Origin of the sequence: Actinomadura atramentaria DSM 43919, from assembly GCF_000381885.1 — a bacterium.
Taxonomy (GTDB): domain Bacteria; phylum Actinomycetota; class Actinomycetes; order Streptosporangiales; family Streptosporangiaceae; genus Spirillospora; species Spirillospora atramentaria.
The window spans coordinates 120,105-135,799 of the sequence record NZ_KB907223.1 but is presented as its reverse complement, the minus strand read 5'-3'; the positions used below and the strand labels follow the sequence as shown (position 1 = coordinate 135,799).

Below are 15,695 nucleotides of genomic sequence, written 5' to 3'. Positions count from 1 at the left end.
CCGGTGCGCGCGTCGGAACACGCTCGCCAGGCCGGTCGAGTTCCCACTCTACCACCCGTGTCGAGCTGTTCGCGCTGCCCCGGGATACCACCGCCCCCGCACAACACCGCGCGGGGCCGCGGGATTCCCCGGCGGTCAGGCGCGGCGGGCCAGTTCGGCCGCTCCGGCGGCGCGCATCGCCTCCACCGGGACGTCCGCGCGGCCCGTCATCAGGGCGACCTGCCGGACGGCCTGGTGCAGCAGCATCGCGAAGCCGCCGACGACGGGCCGGCCCGCCGCCGACACGGCCGCCGCGAGGGCCGTGGGCCACGGGGCGTAGACGACGTCGAACAGCGCCGCGCCCGAGGCCGCGACCGGCGCGGCGAACGCGTCGGCGGCCCCGCCCGGCAGCGTCGAGACCACCAGGCCGACGTCCAGCAGCTCCGGGACGCGGTCGAGCGGCGAGACCTCGACGGCCAGCCCGAACCGCTCGCCCGCCGCCACCGACGCGGCGGCGCGCTCGGGGCTGCGCACGGCCAGCCGCACCGAGTCCAGCCCGAGCCGGGCGAGGGCCGCGAACGCGGACGCCGCCGTCGCCCCGCCGCCCAGGACCAGGGCCGACCCGGGATCGCCCAGGCCCGCCTCGGTCAGCGCGGCGACGATCCCGTGGACGTCGGTGTTGTCCGCGACGCGGCGGCCGTCGCGCAGGACGAGGGTGTTCGCCCCGCCGACCGCGACGGCCAGGTCGGACGCCTCGTCCGCGAGGTCGAGCGCGACGCGCTTGAGGGGCATCGTCAGCGACAGCCCCGCCCAGCCCGCGTCCAGCCCGTCGAGGAACCCGGCCAGACCGTCCTCGGCGCACTCCACCGCCGTGTACGACCAGTCGTCCAGGCCCATCGCCGCGTACGCCGCGCGGTGCAGCGCCGGCGACAGCGAGTGGGCGACGGGCGAGCCGAGCACGGCCGCGCGGAACGTCGTGTTCTCGTCAGCCATCGGGGTGCGCCGCCAGCCATTTGTCGAGTTCGTTCTTCATGCGGGTGAAGTCGGCGTCGGTCGTGCCGTACTCGGTGTGGCCTGTGGACGGGTCGGTGGTCACGAAGAACAGCCAGTCGCCGTCCGCGGGCTTCAGCGCCGCCTCCAGCGCCGCCGCGCCGGGGCTGTCGATCGCGCCGACCGGCAGGCCCTTGACGTAGTAGGTGCTGTAGGGCGACCGGACGGCCGTGTCCTTGTACGTGACGTGCAGCGTGCGCTTGTTCAGCGCGTACAGGACCGTCGTGTCGAGCTGGAGCTTGCGCCCGGCGTGCAGCCGGTTGTAGAGCACCCGCGCGATCTTGGGGTAGTCCTCCTCGGTGCCGCCCTCGGCCTGCAGCAGGCTCGCCAGCACGACGACCTCGCCGGGCTTGAGCCCCACGTCGCCGGCCTTCTCCTCCAGCCCGACCTTCTGGGCCTCGTCCTTGAACCGGGCCACCATCGCCTTGAGGATCTGCGGCGCGGACGCGTTCGGGTCGAGGTCGTAGCGGCCGGGGAACAGGTAGCCCTCGACCTTGCCGTCGGCGTACTTGGGCAGGCCGAGCGCCTTGGTGTTCTTCGCGGCGGCCTGGAACTTCTTCGCCGAGATCCCGGTCTTCTTGGCCAGCAGTTCGTAGATTTCACCAGCTCGCCGACCCTCGGGGATGGTGATCTGGTTCCCCGCGCGGGACTTGGGGTCGAGCAGCAGCGTCATCGCCGCGCGCGACGACATCTTGCGCCGCATCTGGTAGAAACCCGGCTGGATGCCGCTGGCGCGGGTCTCCCCCGCGTAGACCTTGAGGAACGCGGCGACGCTCTTGATCACGTCGTGCTCGTGCAGGGCCGTGCCGATGGCCTGCCCGGTCGCGCCCTCGGCGACCTGGACGGTGACGCTGCCCGTCCCCTCGCCGGAGTAGTCCGGCGGGTGCAGGCGGTTGTCGAGCCACGCCGCGCCGAGGACGCCGCCGGTGCCGACGATCGCGACGAGGAACGCCATCGCGAACAGGAACGCCGCCTTGCCGCTGCGCCGCTTGCGGCGCCTGCGCTGCGGGACGGCGGCCGGGCGGCGGCGCCGCCGGTCGCCGCGCGGCGCTTCGGAGAACAGGTCGAGGTCGCTCATGTGCCCTCACCGACGGTCTCGCCCGGCGGTCGGCCGGTGCTGCGCTCGGCGTCCAGCGCGGCCTGCAGCAGGACGGTCGCGGCGGCCTGGTCGACGACCCTGCGCCGCGCCTGCCCGTGGACGCCGCCCGCCCGCAGCCCCGCCTCGGCGGTGACCGTGGTGAGCCGCTCGTCGTACATCCGGACGGTCCCGGCGGGGAGGCGGCCGGCGAGCATCCGCGCGAACCGGCGGGCGGCGGCCGCCGCCGGGCCCTCCCGGCCCGACAGCGACGTGGGCAGCCCGACGACGACCTCGACGGCCTCGTACTCGGCCATCAGCTCGACGATCCGGTCGACGTCGCCGCGGCCGAACCGGACGGTCTCCAGCGGCACGGCGAGGGCCCCGCGGGGGTCGCTGCGCGCGACCCCGACGCGGACGCTCCCGACGTCGACGCCGAGCCGGACGCCGGTCCTCATCGCGGCTCCCCCGCCGCCGGCCCGCTCACACGGCCTCGACGGCTCGTTCGACGGCGGTCAGCGCGTCGCCGACCGCGCCGGCGTTCGCACCCCCGCCCTGGGCGAGGTCGTCCTTGCCGCCGCCCCCGCCGCCGAGGGCGCGGGCGGCGACGCCGACGAGCGCGCCCGCCTTGAGGCCGCGGTCGCGGGCCCCCTCGCTGACGGCGACGACCACGACGGGCCGGTCCTTGGGGACGCCGACGACCATGACGACGGCGGGCCGCCCGGCGAGCCGCCCGCGCACGTCCACGGCGAGCTTGCGCAGGTCGTCCGCGCCGGTGCCGTCCGGCGCGCGGTGCGCGACGTAGGCGACGCCGCCGACGTCGCGGGCCCCGTCGGCCAGCGACCCGGCGACCGCGAGGACCTGCTGGGAGCGCAGCCGCTCCAGGTCCTTCTCGGCCTCGCGCAGCCGGGCGACGACGCCGGAGATCCGCTCGGGGAGCTGCTCCCTGCGGACCTTCATCTGCTCCGCGAGCTGCGCGACGAGCACGCTCTCGCGGGCGAGGAACCGGAACGCGTCGATGCCGACGAGCGCCTCGACGCGGCGGACGCCCGCGCCGATGGACGACTCGCCCAGCACCTTGACCAGGCCGAGCTGCCCGGAGCTGGCGACGTGGGTGCCGCCGCACAGCTCGCGGGAGTAGTCGCCGACCTCAACGACGCGGACCTCGTCGCCGTACTTCTCGCCGAACAGGGCGAGCGCGCCCATCGCGCGGGCCTCGTCGATGGAGGTGTGGAAGGCGCGGACGTCCAGGTCGTCGACGAGGACGGCGTTGACCTCGTCCTCCACGTCCCGCAGGACGCTCGGCGGGACCGCGCCGGAGGCGGTGAAGTCGAACCGGAAGCGGCCCGGGGAGTTCTCCGACCCGGCCTGCGCGGCGGATTCGCCGAGCGCGCGGCGGAATCCGGCGTGGACCATGTGGGTCGCGGTGTGGGAGCGGGAGATCGCGCGGCGGCGCTCGACGTCGATCTCGGCGAACGCGGTGTCGCCGACGCGCGCCTCGCCCGCGGTGACCCTGCCGCGGTGGACGACGAGCCCGGCGAGCGGGGCCTGCACGTCGTGGACGGCGACGCGCGCGCCGTTCCCGAACGTGATCGTGCCCTGGTCGGAGAGCTGGCCGCCGCCCTCGGCGTAGAAGGGGGTGCGGTCCAGGACGACCTCGACCTCCGCGCCCTCGCCCGCCGCCTGCACGTTGGCGCCGTTGATGATCAGGCCGACGAGCCGGGCGTCGCCCGTCACCGACTTGTAGCCGGTGAAGTCCACGCGGCCGCCGGAGCGGGTGAGCAGCTCGTCCAGGACGGAGACGTCGAGGTTGCCGGTCTTCTTCTCGCGGGCGTCCTTCTTGGCCCGGTCCCGCTGCTCGGCCATGAGGCGGCGGAAGCCGTCCTCGTCGACCTTGAGGCCCTGCTCGGCGGCCATCTCCAGGGTGAGGTCGATGGGGAAGCCGTAGGTGTCGTGGAGCTTGAACGCCTGCGCGCCGGGCAGCGCGCGCCCGCCGGAGCGGCGGGTCTCCTCGACGGCGGTGTCGAAGATCGCGGTGCCGGTGCGGAGCGTCTGGAGGAACGAGTCCTCCTCCGCGTCGATGACGGTGTGGATGTTCGCTGCGGTGCGGACCAGGTCGGGGTACTGCTCGCCCATCGCCGCGATGGCGGTCTCGGTGAGGGCGTGCATGAGGCCGGCGTCCTGGCCGCCGAGGAGCCGCAGGTTGCGGACGGAACGGCGCAGGATGCGGCGCAGGACGTAGCCGCGGCCCTCGTTGCCGGGGCGGATGCCGTCCGCGACCATCATCGTGCCGCTGCGGACGTGGTCGGCGACGACGCGCAGCGACACGTCGTCGCGGCGGTCCGCGCCGTACTTGACGCCCGTCAGCTCGGCGGCGCGCTGCAGGACCCGCCACAGGGTGTCGGTCTCGTAGATGTTGTCGACGCCCTGGAGGATCGCCGCCATGCGCTCCAGGCCCATGCCGGTGTCGATGTTGCGGGACGGCAGGTCGCCCACGACGTCGAAGTCGGTCTTGGAGCGGACCTCGCCGAGCTGCTTCTGCATGAAGACGAGGTTCCAGACCTCCAGGTACCGGTCCTCGTCCGCGACGGGGCCGCCCTCGCGCCCGTACTCGGGGCCGCGGTCGTAGTAGATCTCCGAGCAGGGCCCGCCGGGGCCGGGGACGCCCATGTGCCAGTAGTTGTCGGCCAGGCCGCGCCGCTGGATGCGGTCCAGCGGGACGCCGACCTCGCCGTGCCAGAGGTCCTGGGCCTCGTCGTCGTCGGTGTAGACGGTGACCCACAGCTTCTCTTCGGGGAACCCGAACCCGCCGTCCTCGCGGGGCCGCGTCAGCAGCTCCCACGCGAACGGGATCGCCTGCTCCTTGAAGTAGTCCCCGATGGAGAAGTTCCCGAGCATCTGGAAGAAGGTGGCGTGCCGGGTGGTCTTGCCGACCTCTTCGATGTCGGGGGTCCGGACGCACTTCTGGGCGCTCGTCATGCGGGGGGACGGCGGTGTGCGCTGGCCGAGGAAGTACGGCTTGAACGGCACCATCCCGGCGGGCACCAGCAGCAGCGTCGGGTCCTCGGCGATCAGGCTGGCCGACGGCACGACGGTGTGCCCGCGCTCGGCGAAGAAGTTGAGGAAGCGCCGCGCGACCTCTGCCGACTCCATGATCAGTGGCCATCCTTGTCGTCGTCGATGATCGTGTACCGCGCCCGCAGGACGCGGCCGCGCCGGACGGCGTCCGGCTCGGGCGGGGCCTGGTCCAGCCGGACCGCCGCGCGCAGTTCCTCCTCGCGCTCCGCCATCCCGACGCGCACGTCGGAGGCGAAGTCGCGCAGCCGCCGCCCGGCGCCCTGCCCGGTCTCCACGGCGCGGGCCGCGACGCCCTCGGGCGACCAGGCGCGGGCGAACCGCTCGACGCGGCGCTTGACGCGGTGCGTGGCGTAGACGCCCGCGCCCGCGCCGACCGAGAGCCAGAACAGGCGCCTCACCGGCGGCCTCCCTTCCTGCCGCCGCCCTCGCGGGGGCGGGGGAGCTGCGGCGCGCCGTCCGCGGCGGAGTCGCCGCGGCCGCCGAGCGCCTTGCGGACGCCGTAGGAGAACGCGGCGGCCTTCACCAGCGGGCCGCCGACGACGGACGTCATGACGGTGGTGACGGCCGAGACGTTCTGGGTGATCCCGGCGGCCTGCTTGGTGATCACGTCGGTGCGGCCGAGCTGCTCGTTGGCGCGCCGGACGGTGCGGTTCATGTCGTCCAGCAGCGGCCCGGCCTGCTCGGCGATCTCGTGGACGACCTCGCCCGCGTCGCGGAGCAGGCGGGCGAGCCGCAGCAGCGTGTAGGCCAGGAAGGAGACGAGCACCGCCCAGAACACGGCCACGATGAGACCTGCGAGCTGTCCGCCAGTGAGCATCAGGGTCTTCCGTTCGGTTCGCTTCGGCGCGGCGCGCCGGACCGTCGCAGCGGCGCGTCGCTCCATCGCGGGCGGGCCGGAAACGCACCTTACCGCGAGTGTCGTCCCGGTCCGCGCGGTGAGCGGCGGGCGCGCCGCCCGATCGCCGCGCACGGCGGTACTTCGCAGGTTATCGGGACGAACCGCCCAGTGGGGCCGTCCCGGCGGAGTACGCCGTGCCCGCCAGAGTGCCATGATCGTCCGGCCCGCCGCCACCTTGGCGCGGCCGCCGGGGCGTCACCCGCGGCCGGCCCCGCCGCGCAGGACCGCGCGGATGCGCGCCAGGACCTCGGTGAACCGGGCCTCGGCGCCGTGCCGCGTCGGCCGGTAGTACTCGCGCCCGTCCACGTTGTCGGGCGCGTGCTGCTGGCGGACGACGCCGCCGGGGTGGTCGTGGGCGTACTTGTAGCCCTCGCCGTGGCCGATCTTCGCCGCGCCCTTGTAGTGGGCGTCGCGCAGGTGGTTCGGGACGGGTCCGGCCAGGCCCCTGCGGACGTCCGCCATCGCCGCGTCCACCGCCCTGACCACCGCGTTGGACTTCGGCGCGAGCGAGAGGTGGATCACCGCCTGCGCCAGGTTGATGCGCGCCTCGGGCAGCCCGACCAGCTCGACGGCCTGCGCCGCCGCAACGGCGGTCTGCAGCGCGGTCGGGTCGGCCATGCCGACGTCCTCGCTGGCGTGGACGACGATGCGGCGGGCGATGAACCGGGGGTCCTCCCCCGCCTCGATCATCCGGGCCAGGTAGTGCAGCGCCGCGTCCACGTCGCTGCCGCGGATGCTCTTGATGAACGCGCTGATCACGTCGTAGTGCTGGTCGCCCTCGCGGTCGTAGCGGACGGCGGCGCGGTCCACCGCGCGCTCCAGCACCCCGACGTCCACGACGCCGTCGTCGGGGGCGACGAGCGCGGCCGCCTCCAGGTAGGTGAGGGTGCGGCGGGCGTCGCCGCCCGCCAGCCGGATCAGGTGGTCCTCGGCGGCGGGCTCCAGCGACACCGCCCCGGCCAGGCCGCGCTCGTCGGCGAGGGCGCGGGCGATCACGGCGCGCAGGTCGTCCTCGCCGAGGGGCTCCAGGGTGAGCAGCAGCGACCGGGACAGCAGCGGGCTGATCACGGAGAAGAACGGGTTCTCGGTCGTCGCGCCGATGAACGACACCCAGCGGTTCTCGACGGCGGGCAGCAGCGCGTCCTGCTGGGCCTTGTTGAACCGGTGGACCTCGTCCACGAACAGGACCGTCTGGCGGCCCGTCATGCCGAGTTCGCGGCGGGCCAGCTCGATCTCGGCGCGGACGCGCTTGACGCCGTCGCTGACGGCCGAGACCTCCACGAACCGGCGGGCGGTCACGCGGCTCACCACGGTCGCGAGCGTCGTCTTGCCCGTGCCGGGCGGGCCCCACAGCAGCAGGGACATCGGGACGTCGCGGTCCACGAGCTGGCGGATCGGCGTGCCGGGGCCGAGCAGGTGCGCCTGGCCGACGACCTCGTCCAGCGAGCGCGGCCGCATCCGGACGGCCAGCGGCTCGTTCGCGCCCGGTTCCGCGAACACCGGCGCGGCCGGTTCCGGCGGTTCCGGCGGTCGCGCCGGGTCGTCGAAAAGGGCGTCAGCGCGGCCCGTTTCCCCCCTGCTCGTCACACTCCGACACTATCCCGCGGGCCGCCCCGCCCGGCACGCGCCGATCGTCCTCCTCGCGCGGACGCCGCCGGGTATCCTTCGGAACTCGGCGGCGGTCTCCCCGCGTTGGCGATGCGGAGACCGGCGGACGGAGCCCGGGGAGGTGGCGTGGACGCGAGCGGCGCGGCGGCGCGCGCGGGGCGCGCGCTGCGGCACGGGCCGTCCGGCCTGCTCGTCGCGCTGCTGGTCGTCGCCGGGCTGGTGTTCAGCTACGGGCTCGGGCACGCGCCGCCGCAGGAGGTCTGCACGGCCCATTCGCTGCACGTCCCGGCGGGGTCGCCGCTCGTCCACGGCGTCGGCACGGCGTCGCCCGGTCCGCTGATCTCGCTGACCGACCTCCCGGCGCGGGCCCCCGTCTCCCCCGCCGACGCGTGCTGCCTGGTCCTGCCCGTGCTGTTCGGGCTGCTGGCGTTCGCGCTGGCCGCCCTGCCGCGCCGGGCGGGCGGCCGCGCCGCCGCGCGCGGCGGCTGGGCGCTCGCCCCGCCGCGCCCCTTCGCCCCCGCCCCCCGATCGCTCGCCGCCCTCCAGGTGCTCCGGCTGTAGAAGACCCGGCCCCCCGGCCCCCTTCACCAGCTCGTCCTTCCATCCGAGCACCGGAGGTCCCTTTCCCATGCCCACGAACGAGCGCGGCGCGAACCGGCCCCGCACCAACGCCCTGACCGAGCGGCGGACGCCCTGGGGCGGCATCGGCTTCTTCACCGCCGTCGGCCTCGTCGCCGTCGCGGCGGTGGTGTTCGCGTTCCTGCAGACCCGGCCGTCGCAGGCCGACGACGACATCAAGGGCGTCGTCGTCCACGACGGCCTCAGCCGGAACCACACGACCGATCCCGTCGACTACCCGGACTCGCCGCCGATGGGCGGCGACCACGACCCGACCTGGCAGAACTGCGACGCGCGGGTCTACGACGCGCCGCTGCGGAACGAGAACGCCGTCCACGCGCTGGAGCACGGCGCCGTGTGGGTCACCTACCGGCCCGGGCTCGCCGCCGACCAGGTCGCGGCGCTCGCCAGGCGGGTCCGCGCGGTGGACTACTCGCTGATGAGCCCGTACCCGTCGCTGGACGCGCCGATCGCGCTCAGCGCGTGGGGCCGCCAGCTCAAGGTGCAGGACGCGAACGACTCCCGTATCGACGCGTTCCTGGCCAAGTACGTCAAGGGGCCGCAGACGCCGGAGCCGGGCGCGCCCTGCACCGGCGGCAAGGACACGCCGTGACCGAGCCCGTGGTGACCCGGCCCGTGGTGACCCGGCCCGCGAGGGGAAGGCGGGCCGCCGTCCTGCTCGCGGCGCTCGTCCTCGGGGTGGCGGCGGCGCTGGCCGTGCTGCCGCTGCTGCGGTCCGGCCACGCCGACGCCGACTCGCCGGAGGCCGGGTTCGCCCGCGACATGAGCACGCACCACGCGCAGGCCGTCCGGATGGCGATGGACATCCGGGACCGGACCGGCGACCAGGCCGTCCGGACCCTGGCCTACGACATCGCCACGACCCAGTCCCAGCAGATCGGCATGATGACGGCCTGGCTGGACGAGTGGGGCGCGCCCAAGACCGACCCGCGCGGCCCGATGCGCTGGATGGGCCACGCCGGGCACGGCGGGGCACAGGCCGCCGGAGCGGAGTCGATGCCGGGAATGGCCACGCCCGCGCAGCTCCGTGCGCTGGACGCGGCGTCGGGCCGGGCGGCGGAGGTGCTGTTCCTCCGTCTGATGATCACGCACCACCGGGCGGGCGTGGAGATGGCGAAGGCCGTCCTCACCCGCACCGGCGACGAGCAGGTCCAGCGGCTCGCCCGCTCGATGGCGGCCGCCCAGCAGAGCGAGATCACGCTGATGGAAGGGATGCTCGCCGAACGGTCGGCGGCCTGACGGCGCGGCGCGGGGGTCCGGGCGGGCCCCCGCGCCCGCGCGTCAGGAGAACTCGGCGAGCGTGCGCTCGGCCTCGGCCAGCCAGGACCGGCGGGCCGTCAGCGCCTCCTCGGCGTCCTTGACGTCCCGGTCGCGGCCCGCGGCGGCGGCCTTGTCCCGGCGGCGCTCCAACTGGGCGATGGAGTCGCGGAGCTGCGCCACCGTCGCCTCGGCGCGGGCCCGCGCCTCGGGGTTGGTGCGCCGCCACTCCGACTCCTCGGCCGTCCGCACGGCCTCCTCGACCTTGCGCAGCCGCGACTCCAGCCGGTCGCGCCGGTCGCGCGGGACCATGCCCGCCGCCTCCCAGCGCTCCTGGAACCCGCGCAGCGCCTGCCGGGCCGCGCGGACGTCGCGGACGGGCAGCAGTTTCTCCGCCTCCGCGAGGATGCGCTCCTTCTCCTCGGCGTTCACCGCGAACTCGGCGTCCCGCTCGGCGAACACGGCGGAGCGGGCGGCGAAGAAGACGTCCTGCGCGCCCTTGAACCGGGCCCACAGCTCGTCCTCGACCTCGCGGGACGCGCGGCCCGCCGCCTTCCAGCGGCGCATCAGCTCCCGGTAGGCGGCGGCGGTGTCGGACCAGTCGGTGGACCCGCTCAGCGCCTCGGCGTCCGCGACCAGCCGCTCCTTCTCGCGGCGGGCCTCGGCGCGCTGGTCGTCCAGCGTCGCGAAGTACGCCTTGCGGCGCTTGGTGAACGCGTTGCGGGCCGCCGACAGCCGCTTCCACAGCGCCGTCTCGGTGGTCCGGTCGACGCGGTCGGCGGCCTTCCACTCCTCGACCAGCGCGCGCAGCCGCTCGCCGCCGTTCTTCCAGTGCGTCTCCTCGGCGGCGATCCGCTCGGCCTCGGCGACGATGCGCTCCTTGACCTCGCGGGCCTCGTCGCGGGCGTGCTCGCGGCGGGCCTTGACCTCCTCGCGGCGGCGGCCGACCAGGTCGTCGAGCGCGTCCAGGCGGCGGCCGAGCGCGGCCAGGTCCCCGACGGCGTTCGCGCCCTCGACGGACTCGCGGAGCCGCTGCACGGCCTGCTGCGCCTGCTGGGGCTGCAGGTCGGTGGTCTTCACCCGCTGCGTCAGCAGGCCGATCTCGGTGGCCAGCGCGTCGTACTTGCGCTTGAAGTAGGCGAGCGCCTCGTCCGGGGCGCCCGCCTGCCAGGACCCGACGACGTGCTCGCCGCCCTCGGCGGTCCGCACGTAGACGGTGCCGTCCTCGTCCACCCGGCCCCACGGATCGGTCGCGCTGGACACCCTTGCCTCCTGATTCGCGAGTCCGTTCGAGATCGCCGGACTCCGGACGATCACACCTTAGTATCCCGAACGCCTAGTTCCCGGCGATGGTGACGTCCTGGATCGTGACCTTCTTCTTGGGCTCGCCCGTCCCGTCCGAGCCCTTGGTGGCGACGCCCGCCTTCGCGACGGCCTGCAGCTTGTCGATACCCGAGGTGATCTTGCCGAACACGGTGTAGTCCGGCGGGAGCTGCGAGTCCCCGTAGACGAGGAAGAACTGGCTGCCGTTGGTGCCCGGGCCGGCGTTCGCCATCGCGAGCGTGCCCGCGGTGTACTTCGCGCCCGCGGTGTTCTCGTTGTCGAACTGGTACCCGGGGCCGCCGGTGCCCGTCCCGGTCGGATCGCCGCACTGGAGCATCTGCAGGCCGGCGCTGGTGGACAGGCGGTGGCAGTGGCTCTTGTCCCAGAACTTCTTCCCGGCCAGGTAGGCGAAGGAGTTCGTCGCGCAGGGGGCCTTCGCGCCGTCCAGCGTGAGGCCGATGTCGCCCTGGCTGGTCTTCAGCACCGCCTTGACGTCGCCGTGGTACAGGGGCTTGGCGGGCGGCGTGCCGAGGTCCTTGGGCGCGCCCGCGTCCTGCGCGGCGCGGTAGTCGCAGGTGCCGTCGCCCTTGGCCTCGGCCTTGCTGCCCTTGTCGTCGCCGCCGGCGAGGACCGCGGTCGCCACGCCCGCCGCCGCCAGCACCGCCACCGCCGCGACCCCGCCGATGATCTTCACGCGCCGGGAACGCGCCCGCTGGGCCTCCAGCCGCTGCTGCTGACGCTCGTAGCGCTGCCGCGCCAGTTGCTTCTTGCGGTCCTTGCCCGCCACCAGAGCCCTCCTCGCGGCCGCCGACCCCGCCGGTCCGTGCCGGTCCGTCGCCGATTCGTTGAACGTGGTGGGCATGGTAGCGGCCAACGGGACGTACCGGTGCCCTGCGGGCACCGCGCCGCGCGCCGGGCGGCCGACACGGCGTTCCCGGTATCGCGTTCGCGGTGGTGGCCGTCGCGCCGGTACGCTCGGTGACACCGCCCTCCCCGCCGGACTCGCTCCGCATCGGCCCTTAGGAAGGACGACCGTGCTCGTCGCCGGGTTCCCCGCCGGATCGTTCGCCGCGAACTGCTACGTCGTCGCGCCCGCGGCGGGCGAGGAGTGCGTCATCATCGACCCCGGCGAGAACGCCGCGGCCGGGATCGACGAGATCCTGCGCGAGCACCGGCTCAAGCCGGTCGCGGTGCTGCTCACCCACGGCCACATCGACCACGTCTGGTCGGTCGCGCCGGTCTGCGGCGCCAAGGACGTCCCGGCCTGGATCCATCCGGACGACCGCGGCCTGCTCAGCGACCCGGCCCGGGGCCTGTCGCTGAACCCGGGGCAGGAGCTGTTCGGCGGCGTGACGCTGAGCGAGCCCGACGACGTCCGCGAGCTCTCCGACGGGGCCGTGCTCGACCTCGCGGGGCTGAGCTTCACCGTCGGCCACGCGCCGGGCCACACGCCGGGGTCGGTCGTGTTCCGCACGCCGCCCGCCGCCGGGCCGGACGGGGCGGTCCCGGAGGTCATGTTCTCCGGGGACCTGCTGTTCGCCGGGTCGATCGGCCGCACCGACCTGCCGGGCGGCTCCTACGAGGACATCCTCGCGAGCCTGTCCCGCGTCTGCCTCACGCTGCCCGACACCACCGCCGTGCTCCCCGGCCACGGCCCGCAGACCACCATCGGCCGGGAGCGCGCCACGAACCCGTTCCTGGCGGACCTCGCGCCCGCCGACGGCCCTCACCAGGGATTCTGAACCGAGAGACCATGAGTTCGAGCTTTCAGGCCCCGAAAGGGGTCAAGGAGTACGTCCCGCCGCGCGCGGAACTGTTCGCCGCGATCCGCGACGCCTTCGCCGAGCAGGCGCGGCTGGCCGGATACGGCTACCTGGAACTGGCGGTGTTCGAGGACACCGAGCTGTTCAAGCGCGGGGTCGGGGAGTCCACCGACGTGGTGTCGAAGGAGATGTACACCTTCGAGGACCGGGGCGGCCGCTCGCTGACGCTGCGCCCCGAGTTCACCGCGACCGTGCTGCGCGCGGTGCTGGAGCACAACCTGCACAAGCAGGGCGCGCTGCCGGTGAAGGTGTGGACGGTCGGGCCGGTGTTCCGCGCCGAGCGCCCGCAGCAGGGCCGGTACCGGCAGTTCTACCAGCTCGACCTGGAGGCGATCGGCAGCGAGGACCCGCTGGTCGACGCCGAGACGATCGCGCTCGCCGCGCACTGGTACCGCTCGCTGGGCCTGACGCGGGTGCGGCTGCTGCTGAACTCGCTGGGCTGCCGCGAGTGCCGTCCGGCGTACCGGGCCGTCCTCCAGGAGTTCCTGCGCGGCCTGGACCTGGACGAGGCGACCCGCGAGCGCATCGAGATCAACCCGCTGCGCGTCCTGGACGACAAGCGCCCGCAGGTTCGGGCGCAGCTCGCCGACGCGCCGCTGATGGCCGACCACCTGTGCGGGGCCTGCAAGGACTACCACGACCGCGTCCGCGAGCTGCTGGCCGACCTCGGCGTCGCCTGGGAGGACGAGCCCCGGCTCGTCCGCGGCCTGGACTACTACACCCGCACCACCTACGAGTTCGACCACCCGCTGCTCGGCGCGCAGTCCGGCATCGGCGGCGGCGGACGCTACGACGGCCTCGCCGAGGACATCGGCGGCCCCGCCCTGCCCGGCATCGGGTTCGGCCTCGGCCTGGACCGGACCATCCTCGCGCTGGAGGCCGAGGGTTCGGCGTTCGCCGCCAAGCCGCGCTGCGAGGTGTTCGGCGTCCCCCTCGGCGAGACCGCCGAGCGCCGCCTGTTCGCGCTCGTCGCGGACCTGCGCCGCGCCGGGATCGCCGCCGACCTGGCGTTCGGCGGCAAGAAGCTCAAGGGCGCGATGAAGGACGCCGACCGGTCCGGCGCGCGCTACGCGGTGATCCTCGGCGAGCGAGATATCGCCGACGGCGCTGCCCAGGTCAAGGAGCTGGCCACCGGGGAGCAGACCGCCGTCCCGCTCGCCGAACTCACACCGACGCTGAAGGAAAGGCTCACACGATGATCCGCACGCACGGGGCGGGCACGCTCCGCAGGGAGCAGGCCGGGCAGCCGGTCACGTTGGCCGGCTGGGTGGCGCGCCGCCGCGACCACGGCGGCGTCACCTTCATCGACCTGCGGGACGCCACCGGCACCGCCCAGGTCGTCTTCCGCGAGGAGGACACCGCGCACGACCTGCGGTCGGAGTTCTGCGTGCGGATCACCGGCGAGGTCCGCGTCCGACCGGCGGGCAACGAGAACCCCGAGCTGCCGACCGGCGACATCGAGGTCGCGGCGACCGAGATCGAGGTGCTGTCGGAGTCGGCGCCGCTGCCGTTCCCGATCGAGGGCGACGTCAACGTCAACGAGGAGGTCCGGCTCCGCTACCGGTACCTCGACATCCGCCGCGAGGCGGTCGCGAAGGCGCTGAGAATCCGGTCGCAGGCGTCGTTCATCGTCCACGACGTGCTGGCGTCGCACGGGTTCGTCAACGTCGAGACGCCCACGCTGACCAACTCCACGCCGGAGGGCGCGCGCGACTTCCTCGTCCCGGCGCGGCTGCGGCCCGGCCGCTGGTACGCACTGCCGCAGTCGCCGCAGCTCTTCAAGCAGCTCCTCATGGTCGGCGGGCTGGAGCGCTACTACCAGATCGCCCGCTGTTACCGCGACGAGGACTTCCGCGCCGACCGGCAGCCGGAGTTCACCCAGATCGACATCGAGATGTCGTTCGTGGAGCAGGCGGACGTCCTGCGCGTCGCCGAGGACCTGGTCGCCCGGCTGTGGAAGGACGTCGCCGGGTACGAGATCCCCCGGCCGATCCCCCACATCACCTACGCCGACGCGATGGCCCGGTACGGCTCCGACAAGCCCGACCTGCGGTTCGGCGTCGAGCTGACCGACATGACCGCCTACTTCGCCGACACCTCGTTCCGGGTGTTCCAGGCCCCCTACGTCGGCGCGGTCGTCATGCCGGGCGGCGCGGCGCAGACCCGCAAGGAGCTGGACGCCTGGCAGGACTGGGCGAAGGCCCGCGGCGCGCGCGGCCTGGCCTACGTGCTCGTCGGGGAGGACGGGACGCTCAGCGGCCCCGTCGCCAAGAACCTGTCCGACGCCGAGAAGGCCGGGCTCGCCGCCGAGACCGGCGCCGCCCCGGGCGACGCGATCTTCTTCGGCGCGGGCAAGCGGCACGCCACGCAGGAACTGCTCGGCGCCGCGCGGCTGGAGATCGGCCGCCGCCGCGACCTCATCGACGAGTCGCAGTGGGCGTTCGCGTGGGTCGTGGACGCCCCGATCTTCGAGCCCGTCGAGGACGACCGCGGCGAGCAGATCGGCTGGACGTCGGTCCACCACCCGTTCACCGCGCCGAAGGCGTCCGTCGCCGACACCTTCCACGACGACCCGGGCGCGGCCCTCGCCGACGCCTACGACATCGTCTGCAACGGCAACGAGATCGGCGGCGGCTCGATCCGCATCCACCGCGCCGAGATGCAGCAGCGCGTGTTCGACGTCCTCGGCCTGACCAAGGAGGAGGCCGAGGTCAAGTTCGGCTTCCTGCTGGAGGCGTTCAAGTTCGGCCCGCCGCCGCACGGCGGGATCGCGTTCGGCTGGGACCGCGTCGTCATGCTGCTGGCCGGGGAGTCCTCGATCCGCGACGTGATCGCGTTCCCGAAGGCCGCGTCCGGCTACGACCCGCTGACCGGCGCGCCGACGCCGATCACACCGCAGCAGCGCGCCGAGGCCGGGGTGGACGCCTCCCCCGACGAGGAGGACGAGTCCGCGGACGCCTGACCC

At 74.3% G+C, this 15,695-nt stretch carries 15 protein-coding genes; 6 read left to right on the top strand and 9 right to left on the bottom strand.

Annotation, left to right across the window (positions count from 1 at the left end):
* Positions 1 to 135: 135 nt before the first annotated feature.
* The 7 genes from G339_RS0128590 to G339_RS0128560 form a co-directional block, all read right to left on the bottom strand.
* Positions 136 to 972 carry a shikimate dehydrogenase gene (locus G339_RS0128590; protein ID WP_019634494.1) on the bottom strand — a complete coding sequence of 279 codons (837 nt, stop codon included), beginning with the start codon at positions 970 to 972 and terminating at the stop codon, positions 136 to 138.
* Positions 965 to 2,107: an endolytic transglycosylase MltG gene (mltG, locus tag G339_RS0128585; RefSeq protein ID WP_019634493.1), complete on the bottom strand. Its 1,143-nt coding sequence runs from the start codon at positions 2,105 to 2,107 to the stop codon at positions 965 to 967. Before mltG ends, G339_RS0128590 begins: the two co-directional genes overlap by 8 nt.
* The gene (ruvX, locus tag G339_RS0128580; protein WP_019634492.1) at positions 2,104 to 2,562 is read right to left on the bottom strand and encodes a Holliday junction resolvase RuvX; all 459 of its coding nucleotides are present in this window, start codon (positions 2,560 to 2,562) and stop codon (positions 2,104 to 2,106) included. Before ruvX ends, mltG begins: the two co-directional genes overlap by 4 nt.
* A gap of 25 nt (positions 2,563 to 2,587) precedes the next feature.
* Complete coding sequence (gene alaS, locus G339_RS0128575; protein WP_019634491.1) at positions 2,588 to 5,257, bottom strand: alanine--tRNA ligase; 2,670 nt, start codon at positions 5,255 to 5,257, stop codon at positions 2,588 to 2,590.
* Positions 5,258 to 5,259: 2 nt separating this feature from the next.
* Positions 5,260 to 5,580 (bottom strand): DUF6167 family protein, encoded by a 321-nt coding sequence (locus G339_RS35645; protein ID WP_019634490.1) that lies wholly within the window; start codon positions 5,578 to 5,580, stop codon positions 5,260 to 5,262.
* Entirely contained in the window at positions 5,577 to 5,999 is a 423-nt protein-coding gene (locus G339_RS0128565; protein ID WP_033324657.1) for a DUF948 domain-containing protein, read from the bottom strand. Before G339_RS0128565 ends, G339_RS35645 begins: the two co-directional genes overlap by 4 nt.
* Before the next feature lie 276 nt (positions 6,000 to 6,275).
* Positions 6,276 to 7,538: a replication-associated recombination protein A gene (locus G339_RS0128560; protein WP_084693469.1), complete on the bottom strand. Its 1,263-nt coding sequence runs from the start codon at positions 7,536 to 7,538 to the stop codon at positions 6,276 to 6,278.
* Between the two features lie 276 nt (positions 7,539 to 7,814).
* On the opposite strand from G339_RS0128560, the gene G339_RS0128555 reads away from it, so the two are divergent.
* The 3 genes from G339_RS0128555 (at position 7,815) to G339_RS0128545 (ending at position 9,566) form a co-directional block, all read left to right on the top strand.
* Positions 7,815 to 8,249, top strand: coding sequence for a hypothetical protein (locus G339_RS0128555; RefSeq protein WP_019634487.1), 435 nt, complete (start codon positions 7,815 to 7,817; stop codon positions 8,247 to 8,249).
* 67 nt (positions 8,250 to 8,316) lie between these two features.
* Complete coding sequence (locus tag G339_RS0128550) at positions 8,317 to 8,919, top strand: DUF3105 domain-containing protein (RefSeq protein ID WP_019634486.1); 603 nt, start codon at positions 8,317 to 8,319, stop codon at positions 8,917 to 8,919.
* On the top strand, positions 8,916 to 9,566 hold the full coding sequence (locus G339_RS0128545; RefSeq protein WP_019634485.1) for a DUF305 domain-containing protein: 651 nt from the start codon (positions 8,916 to 8,918) through the stop codon (positions 9,564 to 9,566). Before G339_RS0128550 ends, G339_RS0128545 begins: the two co-directional genes overlap by 4 nt.
* A 42-nt stretch (positions 9,567 to 9,608) precedes the next feature.
* Here the strand turns inward: G339_RS0128545 and G339_RS0128540 are convergent, their stop codons facing one another.
* Together G339_RS0128540 and G339_RS0128535 are read right to left on the bottom strand one after the other, a co-directional pair.
* Positions 9,609 to 10,847 carry a DUF349 domain-containing protein gene (locus G339_RS0128540; protein WP_026341864.1) on the bottom strand — a complete coding sequence of 413 codons (1,239 nt, stop codon included), beginning with the start codon at positions 10,845 to 10,847 and terminating at the stop codon, positions 9,609 to 9,611.
* A 73-nt stretch (positions 10,848 to 10,920) separates the two neighbouring features.
* Positions 10,921 to 11,694 (bottom strand): peptidylprolyl isomerase, encoded by a 774-nt coding sequence (locus tag G339_RS0128535; RefSeq protein WP_019634483.1) that lies wholly within the window; start codon positions 11,692 to 11,694, stop codon positions 10,921 to 10,923.
* Between the two features lie 247 nt (positions 11,695 to 11,941).
* On the opposite strand from G339_RS0128535, the gene G339_RS0128530 reads away from it, so the two are divergent.
* Genes G339_RS0128530 through aspS form a run of 3 tightly spaced genes read left to right on the top strand, consistent with a single transcriptional unit; the run spans position 11,942 to position 15,692 of the window.
* Positions 11,942 to 12,649 carry an MBL fold metallo-hydrolase gene (locus tag G339_RS0128530; RefSeq protein WP_019634482.1) on the top strand — a complete coding sequence of 236 codons (708 nt, stop codon included), beginning with the start codon at positions 11,942 to 11,944 and terminating at the stop codon, positions 12,647 to 12,649.
* Between the two features lie 11 nt (positions 12,650 to 12,660).
* Positions 12,661 to 13,929, top strand: a complete 1,269-nt coding sequence (gene hisS, locus G339_RS0128525) for a histidine--tRNA ligase (protein WP_019634481.1) — start codon at positions 12,661 to 12,663, stop codon at positions 13,927 to 13,929.
* On the top strand, positions 13,926 to 15,692 hold the full coding sequence (gene aspS / locus G339_RS0128520; RefSeq protein WP_019634480.1) for an aspartate--tRNA ligase: 1,767 nt from the start codon (positions 13,926 to 13,928) through the stop codon (positions 15,690 to 15,692). The genes hisS and aspS overlap by 4 nt, the downstream gene beginning before the upstream one ends.
* Positions 15,693 to 15,695: the final 3 nt, after the last annotated feature.

What these genes read in the sequence shown, in the direction of transcription:
- G339_RS0128590 (WP_019634494.1), bottom strand. Translation starts at nt 972, where the DNA reads ATGGCTGACGAGAACACGACGTTCCGCGCGGCCGTGCTCGGCTCGCCC.
- mltG (WP_019634493.1), bottom strand. Translation starts at nt 2,107, where the DNA reads ATGAGCGACCTCGACCTGTTCTCCGAAGCGCCGCGCGGCGACCGGCGG.
- ruvX (WP_019634492.1), bottom strand. Translation starts at nt 2,562, where the DNA reads ATGAGGACCGGCGTCCGGCTCGGCGTCGACGTCGGGAGCGTCCGCGTC.
- alaS (WP_019634491.1), bottom strand. Translation starts at nt 5,257, where the DNA reads ATGGAGTCGGCAGAGGTCGCGCGGCGCTTCCTCAACTTCTTCGCCGAG.
- G339_RS0128565 (WP_033324657.1), bottom strand. Translation starts at nt 5,999, where the DNA reads ATGCTCACTGGCGGACAGCTCGCAGGTCTCATCGTGGCCGTGTTCTGG.
- G339_RS0128560 (WP_084693469.1), bottom strand. Translation starts at nt 7,538, where the DNA reads ATGCGGCCGCGCTCGCTGGACGAGGTCGTCGGCCAGGCGCACCTGCTC.
- G339_RS0128550 (WP_019634486.1), top strand. Translation starts at nt 8,317, where the DNA reads ATGCCCACGAACGAGCGCGGCGCGAACCGGCCCCGCACCAACGCCCTG.
- hisS (WP_019634481.1), top strand. Translation starts at nt 12,661, where the DNA reads ATGAGTTCGAGCTTTCAGGCCCCGAAAGGGGTCAAGGAGTACGTCCCG.
- aspS (WP_019634480.1), top strand. Translation starts at nt 13,926, where the DNA reads ATGATCCGCACGCACGGGGCGGGCACGCTCCGCAGGGAGCAGGCCGGG.